Raw genomic sequence first — 19,656 nt, 5'->3', positions numbered from 1 at the left:
GAAGCAATGAACATGATGTCAGAAGCTGCAGTTGAGAAGGCGCTGGACAAGAAAATGAACGACGTTGCATATAAGATGATCGGCAAGGATGTCTCCGTTTATTACGGTGACAAGCGCGCTCTTTATGACGTGAACCTGAATGTCCGCCAAAATACCGTCACTGCTTTGATCGGTCCGTCTGGCTGCGGCAAGTCCACCTTCCTGCGCACGATGAACCGCATGAACGACACGATCGAGGGTTGCCGCGTCACCGGCAAGATCACGCTCGACGGCGACGATATCTACGACAAGGAAATCGACGTCGTGGAGCTGCGTGCCCGGGTCGGCATGGTGTTCCAAAAGCCGAACCCGTTCCCGAAGTCGATCTACGAGAACATTGCCTACGGTCCCCGCATCCACGGTCTTGCCCGCGGCAAGACGGAAATGGACGCGATCGTCGAGGCAAGCCTGCAGCGCGCCGGCCTCTGGGCAGAAGTCAAGGATCGCCTGCATGAAGGCGGTACCGGCCTTTCCGGCGGTCAGCAGCAGCGCCTTTGCATCGCCCGTGCGATCGCCGTTTCGCCTGAAGTCATTCTGATGGACGAGCCGTGCTCGGCACTCGACCCCATCGCCACGGCCAAGGTCGAGGAACTGATCCACGAACTGCGCGCCAACTACACGATCGTGATCGTCACCCACTCGATGCAGCAGGCGGCCCGCGTTTCACAGCGCACGGCAATGTTCCATCTCGGCCACCTGGTCGAGGAAAACGATACCGACAAGATGTTCACCAATCCGGATGACCAGCGCACCCAGGATTACATCATGGGCCGCTTCGGCTGATGCGGGCGCAGAGCCCGTCAGCCGCAACTGCAGACATCAAGGATCAGACACATGGTTTCGACCCATATTCTCTCGGCCTATGACGAGGAACTGAAATACCTGAACCGCCGGATCTCCGAAATGGGCGGCCTGGCGGAGCAGATGTGCGGTGACGCCGTGCGTGCGCTCGTCAACTCCGACTCGGCGCTGGCCCAGAAGGTCATCTCGGACGACGTCATTCTCGACCATGCCGAGCGCGATATCCAGGACAAGGCGATCGTCACCATCGCCAAGCGCCAGCCGATGGCGGCCGACCTTCGCGAAATCATCGGCACGCTGCGCATTGCAGCTGACCTGGAACGCGTCGGCGACCTTGGTAAGAACACCGCCAAGCGCGTGCTCGCCGTGCAGGGAACAGGCGTCCCGCGCAAGCTCGCCCGTGGTCTGGAGCATCTTTCCGAACTGGCGCTGGTGCAGCTCAAGGACGTTCTTGATGTCTTCGCCAACCGCTCCGCGGAAAAAGCCGAAATCATCCGCCAGCGCGATGAAGAGATTGACGCGATGTACACCTCGCTGTTCCGCGAACTCCTCACCTACATGATGGAGGATCCGCGCAACATCACCACCTGCACCCATCTCCTGTTCTGCGCCAAGAACATCGAGCGCATCGGCGACCACGCGACCAATATCGCCGAGACCATCTACTACATCGCGACCGGCGCACAGCCGGAGGGCGAACGTCCGAAGGACGATACGTCCAACATGCTCGGCTCCGCCGGGACATGATGCAGCTCTCCCGAAATCGCCTGCCGGTTTCGGGACGATAACTGCCAAAACCAATGACCTGAAGCAGCGCGAGCGGATCTGGCGGATCTAAGTGCAGTTCGGGACGAGTGACGGAGCAAGTCGGAATGCAGCCGAAGATCGCAGTCGTGGAAGACGAAGAGGCCCTCAGCGTCCTCCTTCGGTATAACCTGGAGGCCGAGGGTTACGAGGTCGATACCGTGCTTCGCGGTGACGAAGCGGAAATCAGGCTTCAGGAGCGCGTTCCGGATCTTCTCATTCTCGACTGGATGCTGCCGGGCGTTTCAGGCATCGAACTCTGCCGTCGCCTGCGTATGCGGCCGGAGACGGAACGCCTGCCGATCATCATGCTGACGGCGCGCGGCGAAGAAAGCGAGCGCGTTCGCGGGCTTGCCACCGGCGCAGACGACTATGTGGTCAAGCCTTTCTCGACGCCGGAACTGATGGCCCGCGTCAAGGCGATGCTGCGCCGTGCCCGACCGGAGGTCCTTTCGAGCGTCCTCAAATGCGGCGATATCGAACTCGATCGCGAAACCCATCGCGTTCACCGCAAGAGCCGCGAAGTTCGCCTCGGGCCGACAGAGTTTAGACTTCTGGAATTCCTGATGGCGTCGCCCAGCCGCGTCTTTTCGCGCTCGCAGTTGCTCGACGGCGTCTGGGGCCATGACATCTATGTCGACGAACGCACCGTCGACGTGCATGTGGGGCGCCTGCGGAAGGCACTCAACTTCTCCAACATGCAGGACGTCATCCGCACGGTCCGCGGTGCCGGCTACTCGATGGAAGCCTGAGCACCGCGTCTCCTAGCCGGCAGCGTCATGGCAATGACACCGGCCACCACGCAGGCCAGGCCGAGCCAGGCTGTCGAGGCAAGCGTTTCGCCGAGAAACACGACACCGATGCCAACGCCGATCGGCACCCGCAGATAGGCCTGCGCCGTCGTGCCGACGGAGCCGAGCGTCTGCACGAGCCGGAAATAGATGACGAAGGCGAGCGCCGTCGAAAATACCGCGAGCGCCAACAGGGCGAGCATGGAATCGGTGCTGGGAGTCAGCGTCCAGGGTCTGTCGACCACGAGGCTCACGGGAATGAGGATGGCCGCGCCTGCAATCAGCGATCCCGCGGCGGGCATCATCGGGTCCAATCCCTTAAAATTCTTGCCGAAGATGGCAGCCGCCGCATAGCAGATCGTCGCCGCCACGATGGCGAGTTGAGCCCAGAGGTTCTCGCCCGAGCCGGCAAGCGCCTCAATGCCGACGATCAGGCATATGCCGACAATGCCTGCGGCAACTCCAAACAGCTTGGCCGCAGAGACGCTTTCATGGCGCGTGATCAGCGCCGTCAGCAGAAACGCGAAGATCGGTGTCGTGGAACTCAAAATGGTGGCAAGGCCCGCATCGGTCGTCTGTTCGGCCCAGGCAATCAGGGTGAAGGGGACCGCGCTGTTGAGGCAGGCCTGAACCGTGAAAAGCTTCCAGGTCTGCCGGTCGGTCGGCAGCTTCAATCCGCGAAGGCGTAGTGCCGCAGCGAGAATGAGCCCGGCGACCAGTGTTCTGACGGCAATAAAGGTGACAGGCGAAATCGTCTCCACACCGACTTTGATCAGCGTGTAGGACGCGCCCCAAAGCGTCGCGAGCGTGAGGAGCAGCAACAGATCCGTTGCCATGCTTGTTTTAGTGTCCGCCATTCCAGTTCCTATCCCCATCCATGCAATCTCCGCCCCTCTTAGCGGAGAGAGGAAAAGAAATGCTTCGGCGACGGCCGAACCGTTGACCGCTGACGGCAAAGTTTTCCGGTGCTAGAACCGGATCATGTCCAATATGGTTTCAGGAAACACGATTGCGGAGGTTGCAAGCCTGATCGGCGATGTCGCGCGCGCCAACATGCTGTCCGCGCTGATGGGCGGACAGGCGCTGACGGCAGGCGAACTGGCACGCCACGCCGGCGTCACCGCGCAGACCACCAGCGGCCATCTCGGCAAACTGGCGCAGGCTCGCCTGATCGAGGTCGAGAAGCAGGGCAGGCACCGCTATTACCGACTTGCCTCTCCGGAAGTCGCGCACGCGATCCACGCGTTGATGGCAGTCGCCGCGGATGGGCCGAAGCGCCATCATCCTGTCGGCCCGAAAGACGAGGCGTTACGGCTAGTCCGCACCTGTTACGACCACATGGCCGGCCGTCTCGCCATCGCGCTCGCCGACTCCCTGACCGGCAACGGCTATCTGCTGCTCGGCGATGGAGCCGGCCTGATCACCGATGAAGGCCGGCGTTTCTTTTGTGATTTCGGGATCGATCTCGACCAGCTGACCCGTTCGAAACGCCCGCTCTGCCGGACATGCCTCGATTGGAGCGAGCGACGGCCGCATCTGGCGGGACAAATGGGTGCGGCGCTGCTGGACCGCGCTCTTGGCGTCGGCTGGATCAGCCGCCGAGAGGAAACCCGGGCTCTGCGGATCACGCGCGCCGGAGAGATCGGGTTTGCTGACAAATTCAGGCTTCCATCGGACTGGCGTATTGCACCGTCCGAAACTCTGATGGTCAGGCGGCTTCCTGGGTCTTCCATTCCGGCAGCGGGAACAACTTGTCGTAGCCAAGATTGAAGAGATAGGCATAGACCACGTAGAACAGCGCGATCGCGATATCCATTGTCAGCGCATGGAGAAGGGTAATCTGCAGATACCACGCGATAAACGGCATCAGCACGACCAGCAGACCGATTTCGAACAGCACCGCATGAGCAATGCGCAAGGCAGGCGTCTTTAGCGTCGTACCCCGTCGCGCCTGCAGAAAGCGGTCGAAACCCAGATTGTAGAGGTAGTTCCAGCCGGTCGCGACCGTCGCAGACACGACGCCGACAATGCCCATATGTTCGGCCGGCATGTCGAAGACGAAAGCGCCGAGCGGCACCATCATCAGAAGCCCGATGATTTCAAAGCTGATGGCGTGGCGAATACGGTCTCTTATCGAGCGCATGATCTTCCCCTTTAGGTGAGGTTCATGCCGGGTCGTCCCGGCGTTATGCCCATTCAGGGGGAGGTCGTCCTCTCTCGAGGCCGAAATAGGAGCCCAGGGAGTGCGAGGCAAGTTTTTTCAGCGCAAGTCAGCCATGCCGAAAACGCAAAAGGCGGGCCAGAGCCCGCCTTCGATCTTGTTTCCGCAGCCGCCTGACTTAGGACGCGCGAGCAGCCGGACGACGGCGCTCGTGCACCGGCTGGTAGGCAAGCTTCGCGTGATATTTGCAATAGGGCGACGCATCCTGCGCATCGCAACCGCAGAAATGAAAGTCGTCCGTCAGCGGATCGCCAACCGGCCACTTGCATGTGCGCTCGGTGAGATCCGTCAGCGACAGACGGCGCGAGATCGGCACAACGACGCTGCCGGAAGCGGTGTATTTCACCGGTTCGGCGACGTTGACGTCCTGATCTTCCTTGAGTGCGTTTGCACCCACCGTCCGTGCTGCGGGACGGGCTGTGTCGCGTCCGGCAAAGCTCGGCGCGCGCGGAGCTGCGGGCGCTGGGCGCTTAGATGCCGGGCGATTGGCCGACGCCGAACCGCCTGCTTTGGCGCGACCCGGAAGGTTGAGACGGTGCACTTTGCCGATCACGGCATTGCGGCTTACGCCTCCAAGTTGGGCTGCAATCTGGCTGGCGCTGAGACCTTCCGACCATAGTTTTTTAAGTCGCTCGACGCGCTCATCAGTCCAGTTCATGCCGTTCTCCGCCTTTGAACGTTGCTGGCAGACAGAATCCGTTCACCTCTGCGGCGAAATAAATCCGCCGCACCCACGCAATCTATGCTTCGAGGTGACTAGTTCCGCCGCATGCGTTCTAGTAATTGAGGATTAACCTAGTGTGTGGCTGACTCCGTGGCAAGAGTCGCTCGAATCGCCGCGAATCGATTTCGCGGTTTTCCCCAACTTGCTGCCCTCAAGAGTCATTTTTGTCACAGACCGAAATGCCGCAATACAGCATCAGGTTGCATCGCGGCATATGCCCCGAAAGCCCTATAAAACACCAAGTTTTGTTGACATGGAGGCACTTAGCCATGATAGTGCCCGCGCCGCCCGGTGGGCGGCATTTTTGATTTTTCAGGCCGCATTCCCGGTCTCCGGAGAGGTCTGGAGAGGGGGGTCGGAACCTACCCAGAGGAGTGATGTCGCCATGGCTGAAGCCGCACTTTACGACACGTTTGCCCGGGCACCTTTGCGCTTTGATCGAGGCGAGGGCGTATGGCTTGTGACGGAAGGTGGCGAGCGATATCTGGATTTCGGGGCAGGCGTTGCCGTCACCTCCTGCGGTCATTCCAATCCGCATCTGGTAAACGCGCTGAAGTCGCAGGCCGAGAAGGTCTGGCACCTTTCCAACCTCTACGAGATCCCGGAGCAGGAGCGTCTGGCCCGCCGTCTGGTGGATGCCACGTTCGCCGACAAGGTGTTCTTTACCAATTCCGGCGCCGAAGCGCTTGAGACCGCCATCAAGACGGCGCGTCGCTATCATTTCTCCAAGGGCCATCCGGAGAAATTCCACATCATCACCTTCGAGGGTGCTTTCCACGGCCGGACCATCGCGACGATCGCCGCCGGTGGTCAGGAAAAATACATGGAAGGCTTCGGCCCGAAGGCGCCAGGGTTCGATCAGGTCCCATTCGGTGATCTCGATGCCCTCAACGCTGCGATAAACGAAAACACCGGCGCCCTGCTGATCGAGCCGATCCAGGGCGAGGGCGGCGTGCGCGTCGTGGACAAGGAATTCCTGCGCGAGCTGCGTCGCATCTGCGACGACCGGGGTCTGCTGCTGATCCTCGACGAAGTGCAGAGCGGGGTTGGCCGCACCGGCCGGTTCTTCGCCCACGAACTGACAGGCATCACGCCTGATATCATGGCTGTTGCCAAGGGCATCGGCGGCGGCTTCCCGTTCGGCGCCTGCCTTGCAACAGCAGAGGCTGCTTCCGGCATGAAGCCCGGCATTCACGGCACGACCTATGGCGGCAATCCGCTCGGCATGGCCTGCGGCAACGCAGTGCTCGATGTCGTGCTGGCCGATGGCTTCCTTGAAAACGTCCGCGATGTTGCGCTCGTGTTTCGCCAGGGACTGGCAAGCCTGAAGGACCGTTTCCCTGATGTGATCGAAGATATCAGAGGCGAAGGCCTGATGCTCGGCATCAAGGCGAGGGTGCCTGCTGGCGATCTGGTCGTTGCAATGCGCGATGAGAAAATGCTGTCGGTACCTGCGGGCGATAACGTCGTGCGCCTTCTGCCGCCGTTGACGATCACGGCCGAGGAAGCCCGCGAGGGGCTCGCACGGATCGAACGGGCAGCCGAAAAGCTGACCCAGGCAGAACTCAAGAAAACAGCCTGAGCGAGATGAGGGGTGCCGGTAACGGTTCCCCTCGATAGGGGACGATAGCATGGCATCACCAAAGCATTTCCTGGATCTTTCGGCGGTTTCGCCGGAGGATCTCCGCACCATTCTCGACGACGCCAAGAGCCGCAAGCAGGCCTTCAAGGCCGGCAAGGGCGACCAGCCGCTCGCCGGCAAGATGCTGGCGATGATCTTTGAAAAGCCGTCCACCCGCACCCGTGTCTCCTTCGATGTCGGCATGCGCCAGCTCGGCGGCGAGACCCTGTTCCTGTCCGGCACGGAAATGCAGCTCGGCCGCGCCGAGACGATCGGCGATACGGCACGCGTCCTGTCGCGCTATGTCGATGCGATCATGATCCGCACCACCGATCACAACCGCATGCGGGAAATGGCCGAGCACGCCACCGTGCCTGTTATCAACGCGCTGACCGACGATACCCATCCCTGCCAGATCATGGCCGACCTGATGACCTTCGAGGAGCATCGCGGTCCTGTCAAAGGCAAGACCATCGCCTGGACGGGTGACGGCAACAACGTGCTGCACTCGCTCGTCGAAGGCTCGGCGCGGTTCGGCTACAAGATGAACATGGCCGTGCCGATGGGCTCCGAGCCGCATGACAAGTTCCTGAACTGGGCGCGCAACAATGGCGGCGAGATCATGCTCTGCCACGACGCCGAACGGGCGGTCACCGGCGCTGATGTCGTCGTCACCGATACGTGGGTGTCGATGAACCAGGAGCACAAGGCGCGCGGCCACAACATCTTCCAGCCCTATCAGGTCAACAAGGCGCTGATGGATCAGGCAAACAAGGACGCGCTCTTCATGCACTGCCTGCCGGCCCATCGCGGCGAGGAAGTCACCGACGAGGTCATCGACGGACCGCAGTCAGTAGTGTTCGACGAGGCGGAAAACCGCCTTCATGCGCAGAAGTCGATCCTAGCCTGGTGCTTCGGCATCGTCTGAGGATCGAAAGCGCTTCCGACTTGAATTCGATGAGAGCCGCCACCATCTGACGGCTTTCAAAGCGCGCCGCCGAACGAGTGCGGCGCTTCAACACGATATCGTCAACGTTCTCAAATCCCCGGCCGGCGGTTCCGCTGCGGCTGGCGCTTGTGTAAAAGCGTTCGAGGAACTGAGAGCGCCGGCGCGAAGGAGTTAACTCATGGCGGAAGCGACTGTTGAACTGAACGAACTCGATTTTGCCGGCGACGACCGCGTCGTGCCCTTCCAGGTGGATGGCCTCGATGTGCGCGGCCGTGCAGTCCAGCTCGGGCCACTTCTCAACGCGATCCTTGGACGGCACGATTATCCGGCACCGGTCGCCCGGCTTCTGGCGGAAGCCGTCGTGCTCACCGCATTGCTGGGCACCTCACTGAAATTCGAGGGCAAGTTCACCATGCAGACCAAGGGTGACGGCCCGGTCGACCTGCTTGTTGCCGATTTCTCCACGCCGGACGCACTGCGCGCCTATGCCCGCTATGACGAGGATGCGCTGGCCGAGGCCGTCGAGAACGGCAAGATCTCGCCTGCCGAACTGCTCGGCCATGGCTTTCTTGCGCTGACGATCGATCAGGGCCGCGGCATGCAGCCCTATCAGGGCATCGTGCCGATGGACGGCTCGTCGCTTGAAGAAATGGCCGGCGTCTACTTCCGCCAGTCCGAACAGATCCCGACCAGGGTTCGCCTCGCCGTCGCCGAACTCATCGACCGCGACGAGGACGGCAACCCGCGCCACAACTGGCGCGCCGGCGGACTTGTCGCCCAGTTCCTTCCGCAGGCGCCTGAGCGCATGCGCCAGCCCGACCTGCACGGCGGCGACGGTGACGAACGCGATGCCGTCGAAGTCGAGGACGATGCCTGGTTAGAGGCGAGCACGCTGGTCGGCACCATCGATACGGACGAGCTGACCGATCCGCAGGTGGCGATCGAACGGCTGCTGTTCCGGCTGTTCCACGAGCGCGGCGTGCGGGTCTATGATCCGCAGACGGTGTTCGACCGCTGCAGCTGCTCGCGCGACAAGATCAAGGGCGTTCTGGACGGGTTCTCTGCGGAAGAAATCCACGCGAGTGTGGAAGATGGAGAAATCGCGGTAACCTGCGAGTTCTGCTCGACCACCTACAAGTTCGTGACGGAAGAATTCGAAAGCGCCTGATCCGCCTCGCGGGTCAGTTCAGAACGCGCACGACGCCTGGTGAATCCAGCGAGAAGGCGGGAATGTCGACTTTGAAAGTCTCGCCTTCGTCCGTCTTCATATCGTAGGTGCCGAACATGACGCCGGATGGCGTGTCGAGCGGGCACCCGGACGAATATTCGTAGCTGTCGCCGGGCTCCAGTCGCGGCTGGTCGCCAACGACGCCTGGTCCGTCGACCTCGTCGACGATCCCGTTTTCGTCCGTGATGTTCCAGTAGCGATGCACGAGCGTGACGCTGATCGAGGACTTGTTCTCGATCACGATCCGGTATCCCCAGACATAACGACTGTCCTCGGGGCTCGACTGCTCCTCGAGATAATAGGGCTCGACGGCGACGTCTATGTCTCTGGTGCGGGCGCGGTACATTGGCACCTCAAGATTGCTCATCGTGCCGATATCGTACAGTGGGGGAGAAAGGTCAAGAATTCTCGCGGCTTGCATCTGAGGCAATGTCGCGTTCTTGATGATAGGGATAACTGATATGGTAAACCCGGAGCGTTCCGGGTCTACCCATCGTTCGGCGTAAAGTCGATCAGATCTGCTTCAGCGCCTGCGCGAAATCTTCCAGCAGGTCGTCCGCATCCTCGATGCCGGCCGAAAAGCGCACGGTGCCGGGCGAAATTCCCAGTTCCGTACGGGCCTCGTCGCTGAGGTTCTTGTGCGTCGTCGTTGCCGGATGCGTGATGATGGAGCGGGTGTCGCCGAGATTGTTGGAGATGGTGACCACCTCCATGGCATTCTGCAGCTTGAAGGCCGCTTCCTTGCCGCCCTTCAGCTCGAAGCAGACCAGCGTCGATCCGCCCGTCATCTGCTTGGCGATGATATCGGCCTGCGGATGATCCTTGCGACCGGGATAGATCACTTTCGCGACCTTGGACTGCTCGGCCAGGAAATCGGCGATCTTCGCCGCATTGGACGTCTGCTGGGCAACACGGATCGGCAACGTTTCCAGCCCCTTGATCAGTGTCCATGCCGTGAACGGCGACATCGCCGGACCGGTATGGCGATAATAGTCCTGCAGGTGCTCCAGAACCCATTCGCGGTCCGAAAGGATGACGCCGGCAAGGCTGCGGCCCTGGCCGTCGATATGCTTGGTGGCGGAATAGACGACCACATGGGCGCCGAGTTCCAGCGGCCGCTGGAAGAGCGGCGTTGCGAACACGTTGTCGACCACCAGACGGGCGCCGACCTGATTGGCAAGCTTGGCAACGCCGGCAATGTCGATCACTTCCAGCGTCGGGTTTGTCGGGCTTTCCAGGAAAAACACCTTGGTGTTGGGCTTGATCGCCGCTTCCCAGTTGGCAAGGTCGCGACCGTCGACCAGCGTGCATTCGATGCCGTAGCGCGGGGCGAGCGTTTCGACAACCCAGCGGCAGGAACCGAACAGGGCCCGCGCGGCAACGATATGGTCGCCGGCGCGAAGCTGGCACATGAGCGCTGCCGTGATGGCGGCCATGCCGGAGGCGGTTGCGCGGGCTTCTTCTGCACCCTCCAGCGCACACATGCGCTTTTCGAACATGTCGTTGGTGGGGCTGCCGTAGCGGGCATAGATATAGCCGTCGGCCTCGCCCTTGAAACGGGCCTCGGCGGCTTCTGAACTGTCGTAGGCGAAGCCCTGCGTCAGGTAGATGGCTTCAGACATTTCGCCATATTGCGAGCGAAGCGTGCCGCCATGGACGAGCGTGGTGGCCGGGCGCCAGTTCTTGTTCGGGGATTTGCTCATGTGTTCATCACCTTCGTGATACAAAAAAACCGGCCGCAATCGCAGACCGGTTTTCAACCCGGTCTTTTTAGCCACTTGTTTAACGTGGCTGCAAGCCGACCGGCCAAATCACCACGGGATAAAGCTGCCTTACGCCTCGCTTCCGCTTGCGTCAATGGTCCGCATTTGGTTTTGTCGCCCCCAAAATCTGAAAGAGACATGATGGCTCGCGACACGGGAATTCTGGCGGACCGCGCAATTGCGGCGCTCTTCGAACAAGGACGGCTGAAGTCCGAGAGGGCGCTTGATCAGGACCAGATCCAGCCGGCGAGCCTTGATCTGCGCTTGGGCCAGAAGGCGTTTCGCGTGCGCGCCTCGTTCATGCCGGGGCCGATGAGCCTCGTGTCCGACAAGCTCGAGCGCCTCAGCCTGCACGTCATCGATCTCTCCGAAAGCGCCGTCCTCGAAACCGGCTGCGTCTATATCGTGCCGCTGATGGAAAGCCTCGATCTGCCGGCCGAGATGTCGGCTTCGGCCAATCCGAAAAGCTCCACCGGCCGCCTCGATATCTTTACCCGCGTCATCACCGATCGCGCCCAGGAGTTCGACAAGATCCCTTCAGGCTATCGCGGTCCGCTCTATCTCGAAATTTCCCCGCGCACATTTCCGATCGTCGTGCGCCAGGGCTCGCGCCTGTCGCAGATCCGCTTCCGCGTCGGCAACGCCCTTCTGCAGGAGCCGGAGCTGTTGGCGCTGCATGGAGCCGAAACGCTGGTCGCCGCCGCGCAGCCGAACATTTCCGGCGGCGGCATAGCGCTATCGATCGACCTTGCCGGCGACAACGATGGCCTGATCGGCTACCGCGGCAAGCACCACACGGCCGTCGTCGATGTCGACAAGAAGGCCCAGCATGATCTGTTCGATTTCTGGGAGCCGATCCACAGCCGCGGCCGCAACGAACTGATTCTGGATCCGGATGAATTCTACATCCTCGTCTCGCGCGAGGCCGTCCATGTGCCACCGCTCTACGCGGCCGAAATGACACCGTTCGACCCGCTGGTCGGCGAATTCCGCGTCCATTACGCCGGCTTCTTCGACCCCGGCTTCGGACACGAAGCCGCCGGCGGCCGCGGCAGCCGCGCCGTCCTCGAGGTGCGCAGCCACGAGGTCCCGTTCATCCTCGAAGACGGCCAGATCGTCGGTCGCCTCGTCTACGAGCACATGCTGGAAGAACCCCAGGGCCTCTACGGCTCCGGCCTCGGCTCGAACTATCAGGCGCAGGGCCTCAAACTCTCCAAGCATTTCCGCAGCTAGAAGCGCCCCCGGACGCTTCCACCCCGGCGACCTTGACAGACAGGGCCCATTGTTGGAAACCTTCCCCCGACGCGGGTGTAGCTCAATGGTAGAGCAGCAGCTTCCCAAGCTGAATACGAGGGTTCGATTCCCTTCACCCGCTCCAATCCCCTCTCCCGATCAGCTCTCCTTCCGGCGCGGCATGTGGGGTGTCTTGCTCCAGTGGAAGGGCTTTGTCCTGAGTTCCCGTAGCGCCTTCCAGGCGGCGAAGGATGTCATCATCCAGTAGAGCGGCACGGCAACCCAGCGGCGGCCGACGAGGCGTTTTTCGTGGTCGGTCATCGATCCGATGCCGAGGCCGAGGAAGATGAGATAGCTGCCGAGAATGTTGGTGAAGTCGATCGCGAACAGGCCGACGACCTCAAGCGGCAGCGTGTCGATCGGCGCCCGCAGCATTGCCGAGAAGCCGACGCCGAGAAAGACGAGGATCAGCGGATGCAGCAGCGATGACAAAAGCATGCCGCCCACCAGCAATTGGATCACGCAGAAAGGCTTGATGCCGATTTCGCCGATCAGCCGCGCCGGGTCGCGCATCAGCACCAGCCAGGTTTGCAGCCAGCCCTTGAACCAGCGGCTTCTCTGCGACGTCCACACCTTGATCGATAAAGGCGCGTCCTCCAGCGTATGGTGCCGCATCACGTCGGCGGTAAAGCCGAGCCGGTAGAGCCGCATGCCAAGATCGGCGTCTTCCGTCACGTTGTACGGATCCCATCCGCCGGCTGCGATCAGCGCGCTGGTGCGGAAATGGTTGGACGTGCCGCCGAGTGGAAGCGGCATGTTCATTCTCCCGAGCATCGGCAAAAGGCCGCGAAACAGCGCTGCATATTCGAGCGAAAACAACGCGCTCAACCAGCTTTCCCGGGCGTTGGTGATGATCAGTGGTGCCTGCAGGCAGGCAAGTTCGGATGGTGCCGCGCGAAACCGCCGGTACGCCTCGCGGAGTTGTAGCGGGTGCGGCCTGTCCTCGGCGTCGTAGATTGCCGTGAATTCGCCGCGCGCACCTTTCAGCGCATAGGTGAGAGCCTTTGGCTTCGTCCGCGGACCATAGGCCGGCACTTCGACGATCTCGAACTGGGGGCCAGGCTCAAGCGCCTTCAAGGCTTCGATCGTCTGCCGGTCGTCGATTTCGCATACGAACTTGATGTCGAGCAGAGATGCGGGCCAGTCCAGCCGCTTGAGGCTTGCGACCAACTGCTCGGCCATGTCCTCTTCGCGGTAGAGTGCGACCAGAATAGTGTAACGCGGCAGCAGCCCGAACGGTGGAGCGACTGGCACGCGTTCAGGCGCCACCAACGTTTGCCGGATCATCGCCGAAAGCCGAAGACAGAGCGTCGAGAAATAGGTGAGCGACAGGACGATATGCAGCGCAAGCAGCGTATCGATCGGTGCAATCAGCAGGAGACAGGCAAGGGTCGTCAGAAACGACCCACCGTAAAAGCCCTGGTGGCCTGCGAGCACAACGCGGGCCGACAGCAGGGGTCTCTGCTCGAACAGGGTATTCGTGGTCTCGCGGATGCGGCGCGCTGCATCGGCTTTCCAGACGGATTCGCGAATGGCGCTCGGCGTGGTGATGACGAGATCGCGGCCCACAAGCGGCAGGGTCGCAATCGTTGCCGCAATCTGCGAAAGTCGCGCCGCCTCCGGCACGATGGCGATTTCCTGCGCCTTGTTGCGATGGGCGATCCTCACCATGGTCGGGCGTGTCAGCTGGGCGTCGGTCGAGGGCAGGATAACGACAAGCGCGGGATCGAGCGACGAGACGAAGGGAAGTCGCAGCAGACGGGCGATGGCACCGTAATAGGCGTCTTCCCTCACGTCGCCGCATGCCAGAAGCTCGGCCTCGACCGTCGTCCCGTTTTGCCTGGAGAGGCCAGCCAGCTTGGCGATCAACGGTTTCGAGAAACCGAGGGCCGCAAGCGCTGTCAGCTCGACCTGGATGCCGGGACGAAAGTCGAGCAATTGCCCGGACTCGGTCTCGTCGGTCGGCGGCGCCCCCGTTTCGTCGTGATAGGTCGGCTGCGAAGCATGTTCCTCTGAGCGCATGTTGCTGCTACACCGTCCGCAGACGAACCCCTATTGCCCCACACGGATCATAAAGATGCGATACCTGATTACATCCCTAAAAAGCAGTGGTGTTTTCAAGTTTATGCAGCTTTTGGTGGTGGTGATACACGGACTTCTGTCCGCATCGCAGGCACTTGCGGCCTCCACCGCTCCGCCTTCTACCCCGGCGACCCAGCTTCCGCTGATGTTTGACGCACGAGAACGCGTGGAGCGCCAGGATCTGTCGACAATCCTGCGCGTGCGCATCCTGACGACTGTCGATTTCCCCCCTTTCAATTTCGCAGATCAATCTGGCCGGCTGTCAGGCTTCAACATCGATCTCGCCCGCGAGATTTGCACGGTCCTGAAGATCGAGGCAAAGTGCCAGATTCAGGCCATGCCCTTCGCGGATCTCGAAAAGACCCTGGAAGACGGGGGCGGGGAGGCCGTGATGGCAGCGGTCGCTGCAACTCCGTCGCTGCGGCAGCGCTTTCTTTTTTCCAGGCCCTATCTCGGTATCCCGGCAAGGTTTGCCCGCAACAACGCGGCGACACTGGCTGCGACCACGGTATCGGACCTCAGCGATCGTCCGGTCGGTGTCGTCGCGGGAACGGCGCATGAGGCGATGCTAAGAGCGTTCTTCCCGAAGCTCACGCAAAAGTCGTTCGACAGTTACGAGGACATGCTGGAAGCTCTGAAGGAGAGACAAGTGGATGCCGTCTTTGCCGATGGCCTTCGCCTGCCGTTCTGGGTCGCAAGCGAGGCATCGGAGACCTGTTGCAGCCTGTTCGACGGCCCCTACCTGTCGCAGAAATTTCTAGGCGAGGGCCTGACCATCATGGTCCGCAGAAACGATCCGACCCTTGCCGCCGCCTTTGATCAGGCGCTGGCCGAATTGTCGCGCAACGGCCGCCTGCAGGAACTCTACCTGCGCTATTTCCCGAACGGCCTCTATTGAGACCAAGGAATTTTTTCTCAAGATACGTTGAATGCAACGCGGCTTACTGGCTCGCCCAGATGATCCGTGCCATCCATTCCACATCGGCCGTGTCGAAGGAACGGTTCGCGTGTTCGGGGTTGAGCGACAGAAGCTCGATCAGGCGCGCACTCTGGCGCGCCAGAACTTTCGCCATCACTTCGCCCTCGCGGGTTTTCAACACCACGCGGTCGCCACGCCGAACCTGTGCGCCGGGCTCGACGATCAGCACGTCGCCGTCCCGATAGAGCGGCATCATGGAATCGCCCTGGACCTCGAGCGCGTAGACACCGGCTTTTCGAGCAGGATCGACGGGAAACTCCACCACATCCCAGCCCTGTCCGGCAGGAAAACCGCCATCGTCGAAAAAGCCGCCGGAGCCGGCCTGGGCAAAGCCGAGCAGCGGGATCGTGCCGTTCTGGGAGGGAAAATTGCCGTCGGGAAGTTGCGACCTGCCCATCGCATGCGGCAGATAGCTCATGAACTGATCGACCGTTGCGCCGGTCGCTTCCAGAACTTTGGCAATCGATTCCGTCGAGGGCCATCGCAGTCGTCCGTCGGGGCCAAGCCGTTTCGACTTGTTGAACGAGGTCGGATCCAGTCCTGCGCGTCGGGCAAGCCCAGACGGCGACAGCTGATGACGCTCAGCCAGCGTGTCGATCGCGATCCATATCGTCTCATGTGACAGCATCGTCGTCCCTGCCCCCGGCGCAAGAGGAAACAGCCGTTGCCGCCTTCCGCCTGCCATTGCCGATCAGTCCCGTTGGATGCAAGCGTCAAGGATACCGGCCCTCAAGGCGCCGCCGCCCGGAGATGGGCGATCTCCGCTTGCTCGTCGCAGAATTTAGCCCAGCAGGGGGATTTCGTAAAGCAGAAAAGGAATAAAATCCTTTGCTGCTATCCTACGCCACCATGGCCATGTTGAGCCGGCCGAGCTTGATGACGGCTTGGGTGCGACTATCGACGTTCAGCTTCAAAAGAATAGCCGAGACATGCGCCTTGATGGTCGCCTCAGAGACGCCCAGCTCGTAGGCGATCTGCTTGTTGAGCAGGCCTTCGCCAAGCATCGACAGAACCCGGTGCTGCTGGGGCGTCAGCGTCCGCAGACGGTCGAGAATGTCTGATCTTGCGGCGTCTTCCTCGCTCTGCGATGTCTCGCCTTTCGGCACCCAGATATCGCCTTCCAGCACGGCCTGTATTCCGGCCCTGATATCGTCAAGCCCGCAGGATTTGGAAATGAAGCCGGAAGCGCCCAGATCGAGCGCCCGCCTGATCGTGCTGCGATCGTCCGTGGCTGAAACAATGATCACCGGTAGCGCCGGAAAGGCCGACCTGAGCGACGTCAGGCCCGCAAATCCGCTCACGCCCGGCATGGCAAGGTCGAGCAGCATGAGATCGGTTTCGGGATTGTCTTGCGCCGCTGTTCTCGCCGCATCGAAGTCGCCCGCTTCGATGATGACAATTTCGTCGGCAACGCCTTGTATCGCCTGTTTCAGCGCACCGCGGAAAAGCGGATGGTCGTCGGCGATGATGATGTTGAGTGTCTGCATGTCCACGCCCCCTCCCAAAGGCATAGTCGTGCTTTCCCTGTAATACCTAATGTGTAGCGCCGAGTGTGGCGCGACACAAGTCTGCAAAATAGCATGACTCAGGTCCTGTCCGGTTGCGGCTCGCCGCCAAATTCCCGTACCATCGACATGACGCCGCGCATGAACCGCTCGATGATCGAGAGCGACCGGTCGACAGCATCGTCATCAGGAAAGGTCTTGGGGCGATCGGCAAGACGCTGTTCCAGCGCGGTTACGCGTTTTTCGAGCAGATCCAGTTCCTTTTCATAGGCGGCCCGCTCGTCCGGTGCCATGCGGCAGACCAGTTCTCCGTCGGTGTCGTTGCACAGCGACATCGCGCCGGTTTGCGTATCCAGCCGAACGATCCCCTGTTCGGTCCGCTCCAGCTGGAACCGCCGGTCGTCTTGCGCTTGAGCCGGCAGCGAAAGCACCTGCGTCGAGAGCGCAACGGTTACAAAGACTCGTGTCGCAGTGATCCTTTTCATGATCCTTCCTCCTCATTGCACCATGGACAATCAACGCCCTTTGCGGCAAACGGTGCCGATCATAGATCAGAGCCGGACTATGGGAGTTCGTGATGCCCGATATCGTCTACAAGATCGTACCCGATTCACTTTGGCGCAAGGCCAAGGAGACTGGTCGCTTCGAAGGTGCGGAAATCGACCTGCGCGACGGCTACATCCATTTCTCCACCGGGTCCCAGGCGCGCGAAACGGCCAAGCGGCATTTCGCCGGCCTGACAGGCCTGATGCTGGTCGCCGTCAACACGCTGGTTCTGGGCGATGCCCTGAAATTCGAACCCTCGCGCGGCGGCGATCTTTTCCCCCACCTATATGGCTTCCTGCCGTTTTCAGCCGTGCTCTGGGAAATGCCGCTATTGATCGGCGTTGACGGCCAGCATGCCTTCCCGGAGAAAATGCCATGATCGGAACAGTGATGCGGCCGTTTTCGGCGCTGGCGTCGCGCAGTCTGTTCGTCTTCGATCCGGAGAAGGCCCACGGCCTGTCGGTCGCGGCGCTGAAAAGCGGTGTCGTGCCGGCCTGCAGCCTGAAAGCCGATCCGCGGCTCGCCCAGACCATCGCCGGCATCCGCTTTGAAAACCCGATCGGGCTTGCCGCCGGCTACGACAAGAATGCCGAAGTGCCGGATGCGGTCCTGAAGCTCGGCTTCGGATTTACCGAGGTCGGTACCGTGACGCCGAAGCCGCAGGCCGGCAACGACAAGCCGCGGATTTTCCGGCTGGTCGAAGATCGCGGCATCATCAACCGGCTCGGCTTCAACAACGAGGGGCACGAGGCTGCGTTCCAGCGCCTGTCGGCCCGCCGCGGCGCAAGCGGCATCGTCGGTGTCAATATCGGCGCCAACAAGGATGCGCAGGACCGCGTTGCCGATTACATCGCCGGTATTCGCAAATTCTATGGCCTCGCCACCTATTTCACAGCCAATATCTCGTCTCCAAACACGCCCGGCCTGCGCGACCTGCAGGCGCGCGACAGTCTGAAGGCGCTGCTCGAGGCAATCCTGTCGGTGCGAGACGAAGAGGCGACCCGCCACGGCCGTTCGGTGCCGATCTTCCTGAAGATCGCCCCGGATCTGACCGAAGAGGGAATGGATGACGTCGCGGCAGAAGCGACCTCCCATGCTCTGGATGGCCTGATCGTTTCCAACACGACACTGGCGCGTGACGGTCTGCGCAACCGGACCCAGGCGAAAGAAGCGGGCGGCCTTTCCGGCGCGCCGCTGTTTTCACGCTCGACAACCGTGCTTGCCAAGATGCGCCAGCGGGTCGGCAAGGATCTGCCGATCATCGGCGTCGGCGGTGTGGGAAGTGCGGCGCAAGCGCTCGAAAAGATCCGCGCCGGAGCCGATCTCGTTCAGGTCTATTCCTGCATGGTCTATGAAGGACCGGGCCTGCCATCCGCGATCGTCCGCGGCCTGTCATCTCTGCTTGACCAGGAAAAGGCCACATCGATCCGCGAACTGCGCGACACGCATCTCGACCAGTGGGCGGCCAAAAGCCTCTAGATCAGTTGGAAAGTACCATCGCCCAGTAAAGCCGTCCGTCGCTTGCGCGGGCGGCGGCAACGCCGAGGCTCTTGTAGCTGCCCAGCATGTTGCGCAGGTGTTTCGGCGAATCGATCCAGGCCTGAACAGCTTCGCCGACAGTGTGCTGTCCGGTCGCGATGTTTTCGGCGGCTGGCAGCGCCACCTCGCTCTTTCGCATCCGGTCGCCGAAATCGTCGCCGAAGCCGATCAGGTGCTTCATCTCTTTCGCCTTCGCCATTCTGACGGCCTGCCGTCCGGCTGCTTGCTGGGCCGGCCTGTCGAGGCCAAGCGGCGAAAGGCCCTGGGCCTGGCGCAGCTTGTTGACGAGCGGAAGCGCTGCTTCCGTCTCGTCGACAGAACCAGGCGTCGGCGTCATGACAGATGTGGTGGAGCAGCCGGCAAGGAGAAGGCCGGTGCCGGAGAGCGCCAGAAAGGTGCGACGGGAGGGGAGAGACACCATCGACATTCAGCGGCGAATGCTCAGAAGCCGCAGCACGATGAAGACAGGCACCACGATGATCGCGCCGAGAAGGAGATAGTCTCCGACGCGTCCCAGTGCCTGGAAACCGTTGTACCAGAGGTCGAGGAAGTAGTAGCGGATGGTGTCGACGATATTGTCCGGCGTGAAGCCGAAGAACGCCAGCACGAAGCCGACGATCAGGCAGACGACGATCAGCTTGATGATCGTGCGGCCGATCGAATCGCCGAGGAACCTGTTCACGCCATCCGCCATCGTCGATCGTCTCCACCGTTGAAAATTGGTTTGGGATTGCCATAGCCCTGCAGGATCAGTCCCGCAACCAGTCACAT

Annotated in this window: 22 protein-coding genes, 1 tRNA gene and 1 riboswitch; of the genes, 12 read left to right on the top strand and 11 right to left on the bottom strand. The window is 61.4% G+C overall.

What is annotated here, in order from left to right; translation table 11 throughout:
- Positions 1 to 6 precede the first annotated feature (6 nt).
- From pstB to phoB, 3 genes are all read left to right on the top strand, one after another.
- The gene (gene pstB / locus IFT59_RS16575; protein WP_062453932.1) at positions 7 to 822 is read left to right on the top strand and encodes a phosphate ABC transporter ATP-binding protein PstB; all 816 of its coding nucleotides are present in this window, start codon (positions 7 to 9) and stop codon (positions 820 to 822) included.
- A gap of 51 nt (positions 823 to 873) precedes the next feature.
- Entirely contained in the window at positions 874 to 1,587 is a 714-nt protein-coding gene (phoU, locus tag IFT59_RS16570) for a phosphate signaling complex protein PhoU (RefSeq protein WP_062453931.1), read from the top strand.
- A gap of 125 nt (positions 1,588 to 1,712) precedes the next feature.
- The gene (gene phoB, locus IFT59_RS16565; protein ID WP_062453930.1) at positions 1,713 to 2,396 is read left to right on the top strand and encodes a phosphate regulon transcriptional regulator PhoB; all 684 of its coding nucleotides are present in this window, start codon (positions 1,713 to 1,715) and stop codon (positions 2,394 to 2,396) included.
- On the opposite strand, the gene IFT59_RS16560 is transcribed toward phoB, so the two are convergent.
- Positions 2,378 to 3,292, bottom strand: a complete 915-nt coding sequence (locus IFT59_RS16560) for a DMT family transporter (RefSeq protein ID WP_192087573.1) — start codon at positions 3,290 to 3,292, stop codon at positions 2,378 to 2,380. The genes phoB and IFT59_RS16560 overlap by 19 nt on opposite strands.
- Before the next feature lie 124 nt (positions 3,293 to 3,416).
- On the opposite strand from IFT59_RS16560, the gene IFT59_RS16555 reads away from it, so the two are divergent.
- Positions 3,417 to 4,205, top strand: a complete 789-nt coding sequence (locus IFT59_RS16555) for an ArsR/SmtB family transcription factor (RefSeq protein ID WP_192087572.1) — start codon at positions 3,417 to 3,419, stop codon at positions 4,203 to 4,205.
- Here IFT59_RS16555 and IFT59_RS16550 read toward each other — a convergent pair.
- Together IFT59_RS16550 and IFT59_RS16545 are read right to left on the bottom strand one after the other, a co-directional pair.
- Positions 4,144 to 4,578 carry a PACE efflux transporter gene (locus IFT59_RS16550; RefSeq protein WP_062453928.1) on the bottom strand — a complete coding sequence of 145 codons (435 nt, stop codon included), beginning with the start codon at positions 4,576 to 4,578 and terminating at the stop codon, positions 4,144 to 4,146. The genes IFT59_RS16555 and IFT59_RS16550 overlap by 62 nt on opposite strands.
- Positions 4,579 to 4,774: 196 nt before the next feature.
- The gene (locus IFT59_RS16545) at positions 4,775 to 5,314 is read right to left on the bottom strand and encodes a GcrA family cell cycle regulator (RefSeq protein WP_062453927.1); all 540 of its coding nucleotides are present in this window, start codon (positions 5,312 to 5,314) and stop codon (positions 4,775 to 4,777) included.
- 451 nt (positions 5,315 to 5,765) lie between these two features.
- Here IFT59_RS16545 and IFT59_RS16540 point away from each other — a divergent pair, with 451 nt between their 5' ends.
- The 3 genes from IFT59_RS16540 (at position 5,766) to IFT59_RS16530 (ending at position 9,118) form a co-directional block, all read left to right on the top strand.
- Positions 5,766 to 6,962 carry an aspartate aminotransferase family protein gene (locus IFT59_RS16540; protein WP_192087571.1) on the top strand — a complete coding sequence of 399 codons (1,197 nt, stop codon included), beginning with the start codon at positions 5,766 to 5,768 and terminating at the stop codon, positions 6,960 to 6,962.
- A gap of 49 nt (positions 6,963 to 7,011) precedes the next feature.
- A complete protein-coding gene (argF, locus tag IFT59_RS16535; protein WP_062453925.1) occupies positions 7,012 to 7,929 on the top strand; it encodes an ornithine carbamoyltransferase in 918 nt (305 codons plus the stop codon).
- 199 nt (positions 7,930 to 8,128) lie between these two features.
- Positions 8,129 to 9,118 carry an Hsp33 family molecular chaperone gene (locus tag IFT59_RS16530; RefSeq protein ID WP_092663650.1) on the top strand — a complete coding sequence of 330 codons (990 nt, stop codon included), beginning with the start codon at positions 8,129 to 8,131 and terminating at the stop codon, positions 9,116 to 9,118.
- Positions 9,119 to 9,131: 13 nt separating this feature from the next.
- On the opposite strand, the gene apaG is transcribed toward IFT59_RS16530, so the two are convergent.
- Both apaG and IFT59_RS16520 read right to left on the bottom strand, forming a co-directional pair.
- Positions 9,132 to 9,524 (bottom strand): Co2+/Mg2+ efflux protein ApaG, encoded by a 393-nt coding sequence (apaG, locus tag IFT59_RS16525; protein WP_062453923.1) that lies wholly within the window; start codon positions 9,522 to 9,524, stop codon positions 9,132 to 9,134.
- A 166-nt stretch (positions 9,525 to 9,690) separates the two neighbouring features.
- Positions 9,691 to 10,881 (bottom strand): O-succinylhomoserine sulfhydrylase, encoded by a 1,191-nt coding sequence (locus IFT59_RS16520; protein WP_062578956.1) that lies wholly within the window; start codon positions 10,879 to 10,881, stop codon positions 9,691 to 9,693.
- A 46-nt stretch (positions 10,882 to 10,927) separates the two neighbouring features.
- Positions 10,928 to 11,006, bottom strand: a riboswitch (SAM riboswitch).
- Positions 11,007 to 11,079: 73 nt separating this feature from the next.
- On the opposite strand from IFT59_RS16520, the gene IFT59_RS16515 reads away from it, so the two are divergent.
- Entirely contained in the window at positions 11,080 to 12,174 is a 1,095-nt protein-coding gene (locus tag IFT59_RS16515) for a 2'-deoxycytidine 5'-triphosphate deaminase (protein ID WP_192087570.1), read from the top strand.
- A 71-nt stretch (positions 12,175 to 12,245) separates the two neighbouring features.
- Positions 12,246 to 12,319: transfer RNA gene (locus tag IFT59_RS16510), tRNA-Gly, on the top strand.
- Between the two features lie 14 nt (positions 12,320 to 12,333).
- On the opposite strand, the gene IFT59_RS16505 is transcribed toward IFT59_RS16510, so the two are convergent.
- The gene (locus tag IFT59_RS16505; protein ID WP_192087569.1) at positions 12,334 to 14,256 is read right to left on the bottom strand and encodes a glycosyltransferase family 2 protein; all 1,923 of its coding nucleotides are present in this window, start codon (positions 14,254 to 14,256) and stop codon (positions 12,334 to 12,336) included.
- Between the two features lie 103 nt (positions 14,257 to 14,359).
- On the opposite strand from IFT59_RS16505, the gene IFT59_RS16500 reads away from it, so the two are divergent.
- Positions 14,360 to 15,214 (top strand): transporter substrate-binding domain-containing protein, encoded by an 855-nt coding sequence (locus IFT59_RS16500; protein WP_113165336.1) that lies wholly within the window; start codon positions 14,360 to 14,362, stop codon positions 15,212 to 15,214.
- A 43-nt stretch (positions 15,215 to 15,257) separates the two neighbouring features.
- Here IFT59_RS16500 and IFT59_RS16495 read toward each other — a convergent pair whose 3' ends face one another.
- The 3 genes from IFT59_RS16495 to IFT59_RS16485 form a co-directional block, all read right to left on the bottom strand.
- Entirely contained in the window at positions 15,258 to 15,923 is a 666-nt protein-coding gene (locus tag IFT59_RS16495) for a S24 family peptidase (RefSeq protein WP_062453904.1), read from the bottom strand.
- Between the two features lie 211 nt (positions 15,924 to 16,134).
- Positions 16,135 to 16,782 (bottom strand): response regulator, encoded by a 648-nt coding sequence (locus tag IFT59_RS16490; protein ID WP_062453903.1) that lies wholly within the window; start codon positions 16,780 to 16,782, stop codon positions 16,135 to 16,137.
- A 98-nt stretch (positions 16,783 to 16,880) separates the two neighbouring features.
- Positions 16,881 to 17,285: a hypothetical protein gene (locus IFT59_RS16485; protein ID WP_092663642.1), complete on the bottom strand. Its 405-nt coding sequence runs from the start codon at positions 17,283 to 17,285 to the stop codon at positions 16,881 to 16,883.
- A gap of 92 nt (positions 17,286 to 17,377) precedes the next feature.
- Here IFT59_RS16485 and IFT59_RS16480 point away from each other — a divergent pair, with 92 nt between their 5' ends.
- Complete coding sequence (locus IFT59_RS16480) at positions 17,378 to 17,725, top strand: DUF952 domain-containing protein (protein WP_062453901.1); 348 nt, start codon at positions 17,378 to 17,380, stop codon at positions 17,723 to 17,725.
- Positions 17,726 to 17,733: 8 nt separating this feature from the next.
- Entirely contained in the window at positions 17,734 to 18,825 is a 1,092-nt protein-coding gene (locus tag IFT59_RS16475; RefSeq protein ID WP_446737844.1) for a quinone-dependent dihydroorotate dehydrogenase, read from the top strand.
- Between the two features lies 1 nt (position 18,826).
- Here the strand turns inward: IFT59_RS16475 and IFT59_RS16470 are convergent, their stop codons facing one another.
- Complete coding sequence (locus IFT59_RS16470) at positions 18,827 to 19,312, bottom strand: CAP domain-containing protein (RefSeq protein WP_192087567.1); 486 nt, start codon at positions 19,310 to 19,312, stop codon at positions 18,827 to 18,829.
- On the bottom strand, positions 19,313 to 19,579 hold the full coding sequence (locus IFT59_RS16465; RefSeq protein WP_062453898.1) for a DUF6460 domain-containing protein: 267 nt from the start codon (positions 19,577 to 19,579) through the stop codon (positions 19,313 to 19,315).
- Positions 19,580 to 19,656 lie beyond the last annotated feature (77 nt).

The organism is Rhizobium sp. CFBP 8752, from assembly GCF_014842035.1.
In the GTDB taxonomy this organism is placed as follows: Bacteria; Pseudomonadota; Alphaproteobacteria; order Rhizobiales; family Rhizobiaceae; genus Neorhizobium; species Neorhizobium soli.
Note: the sequence above shows the minus strand (reverse complement) of the source record. Positions and strands in the feature narration are given on the sequence as shown.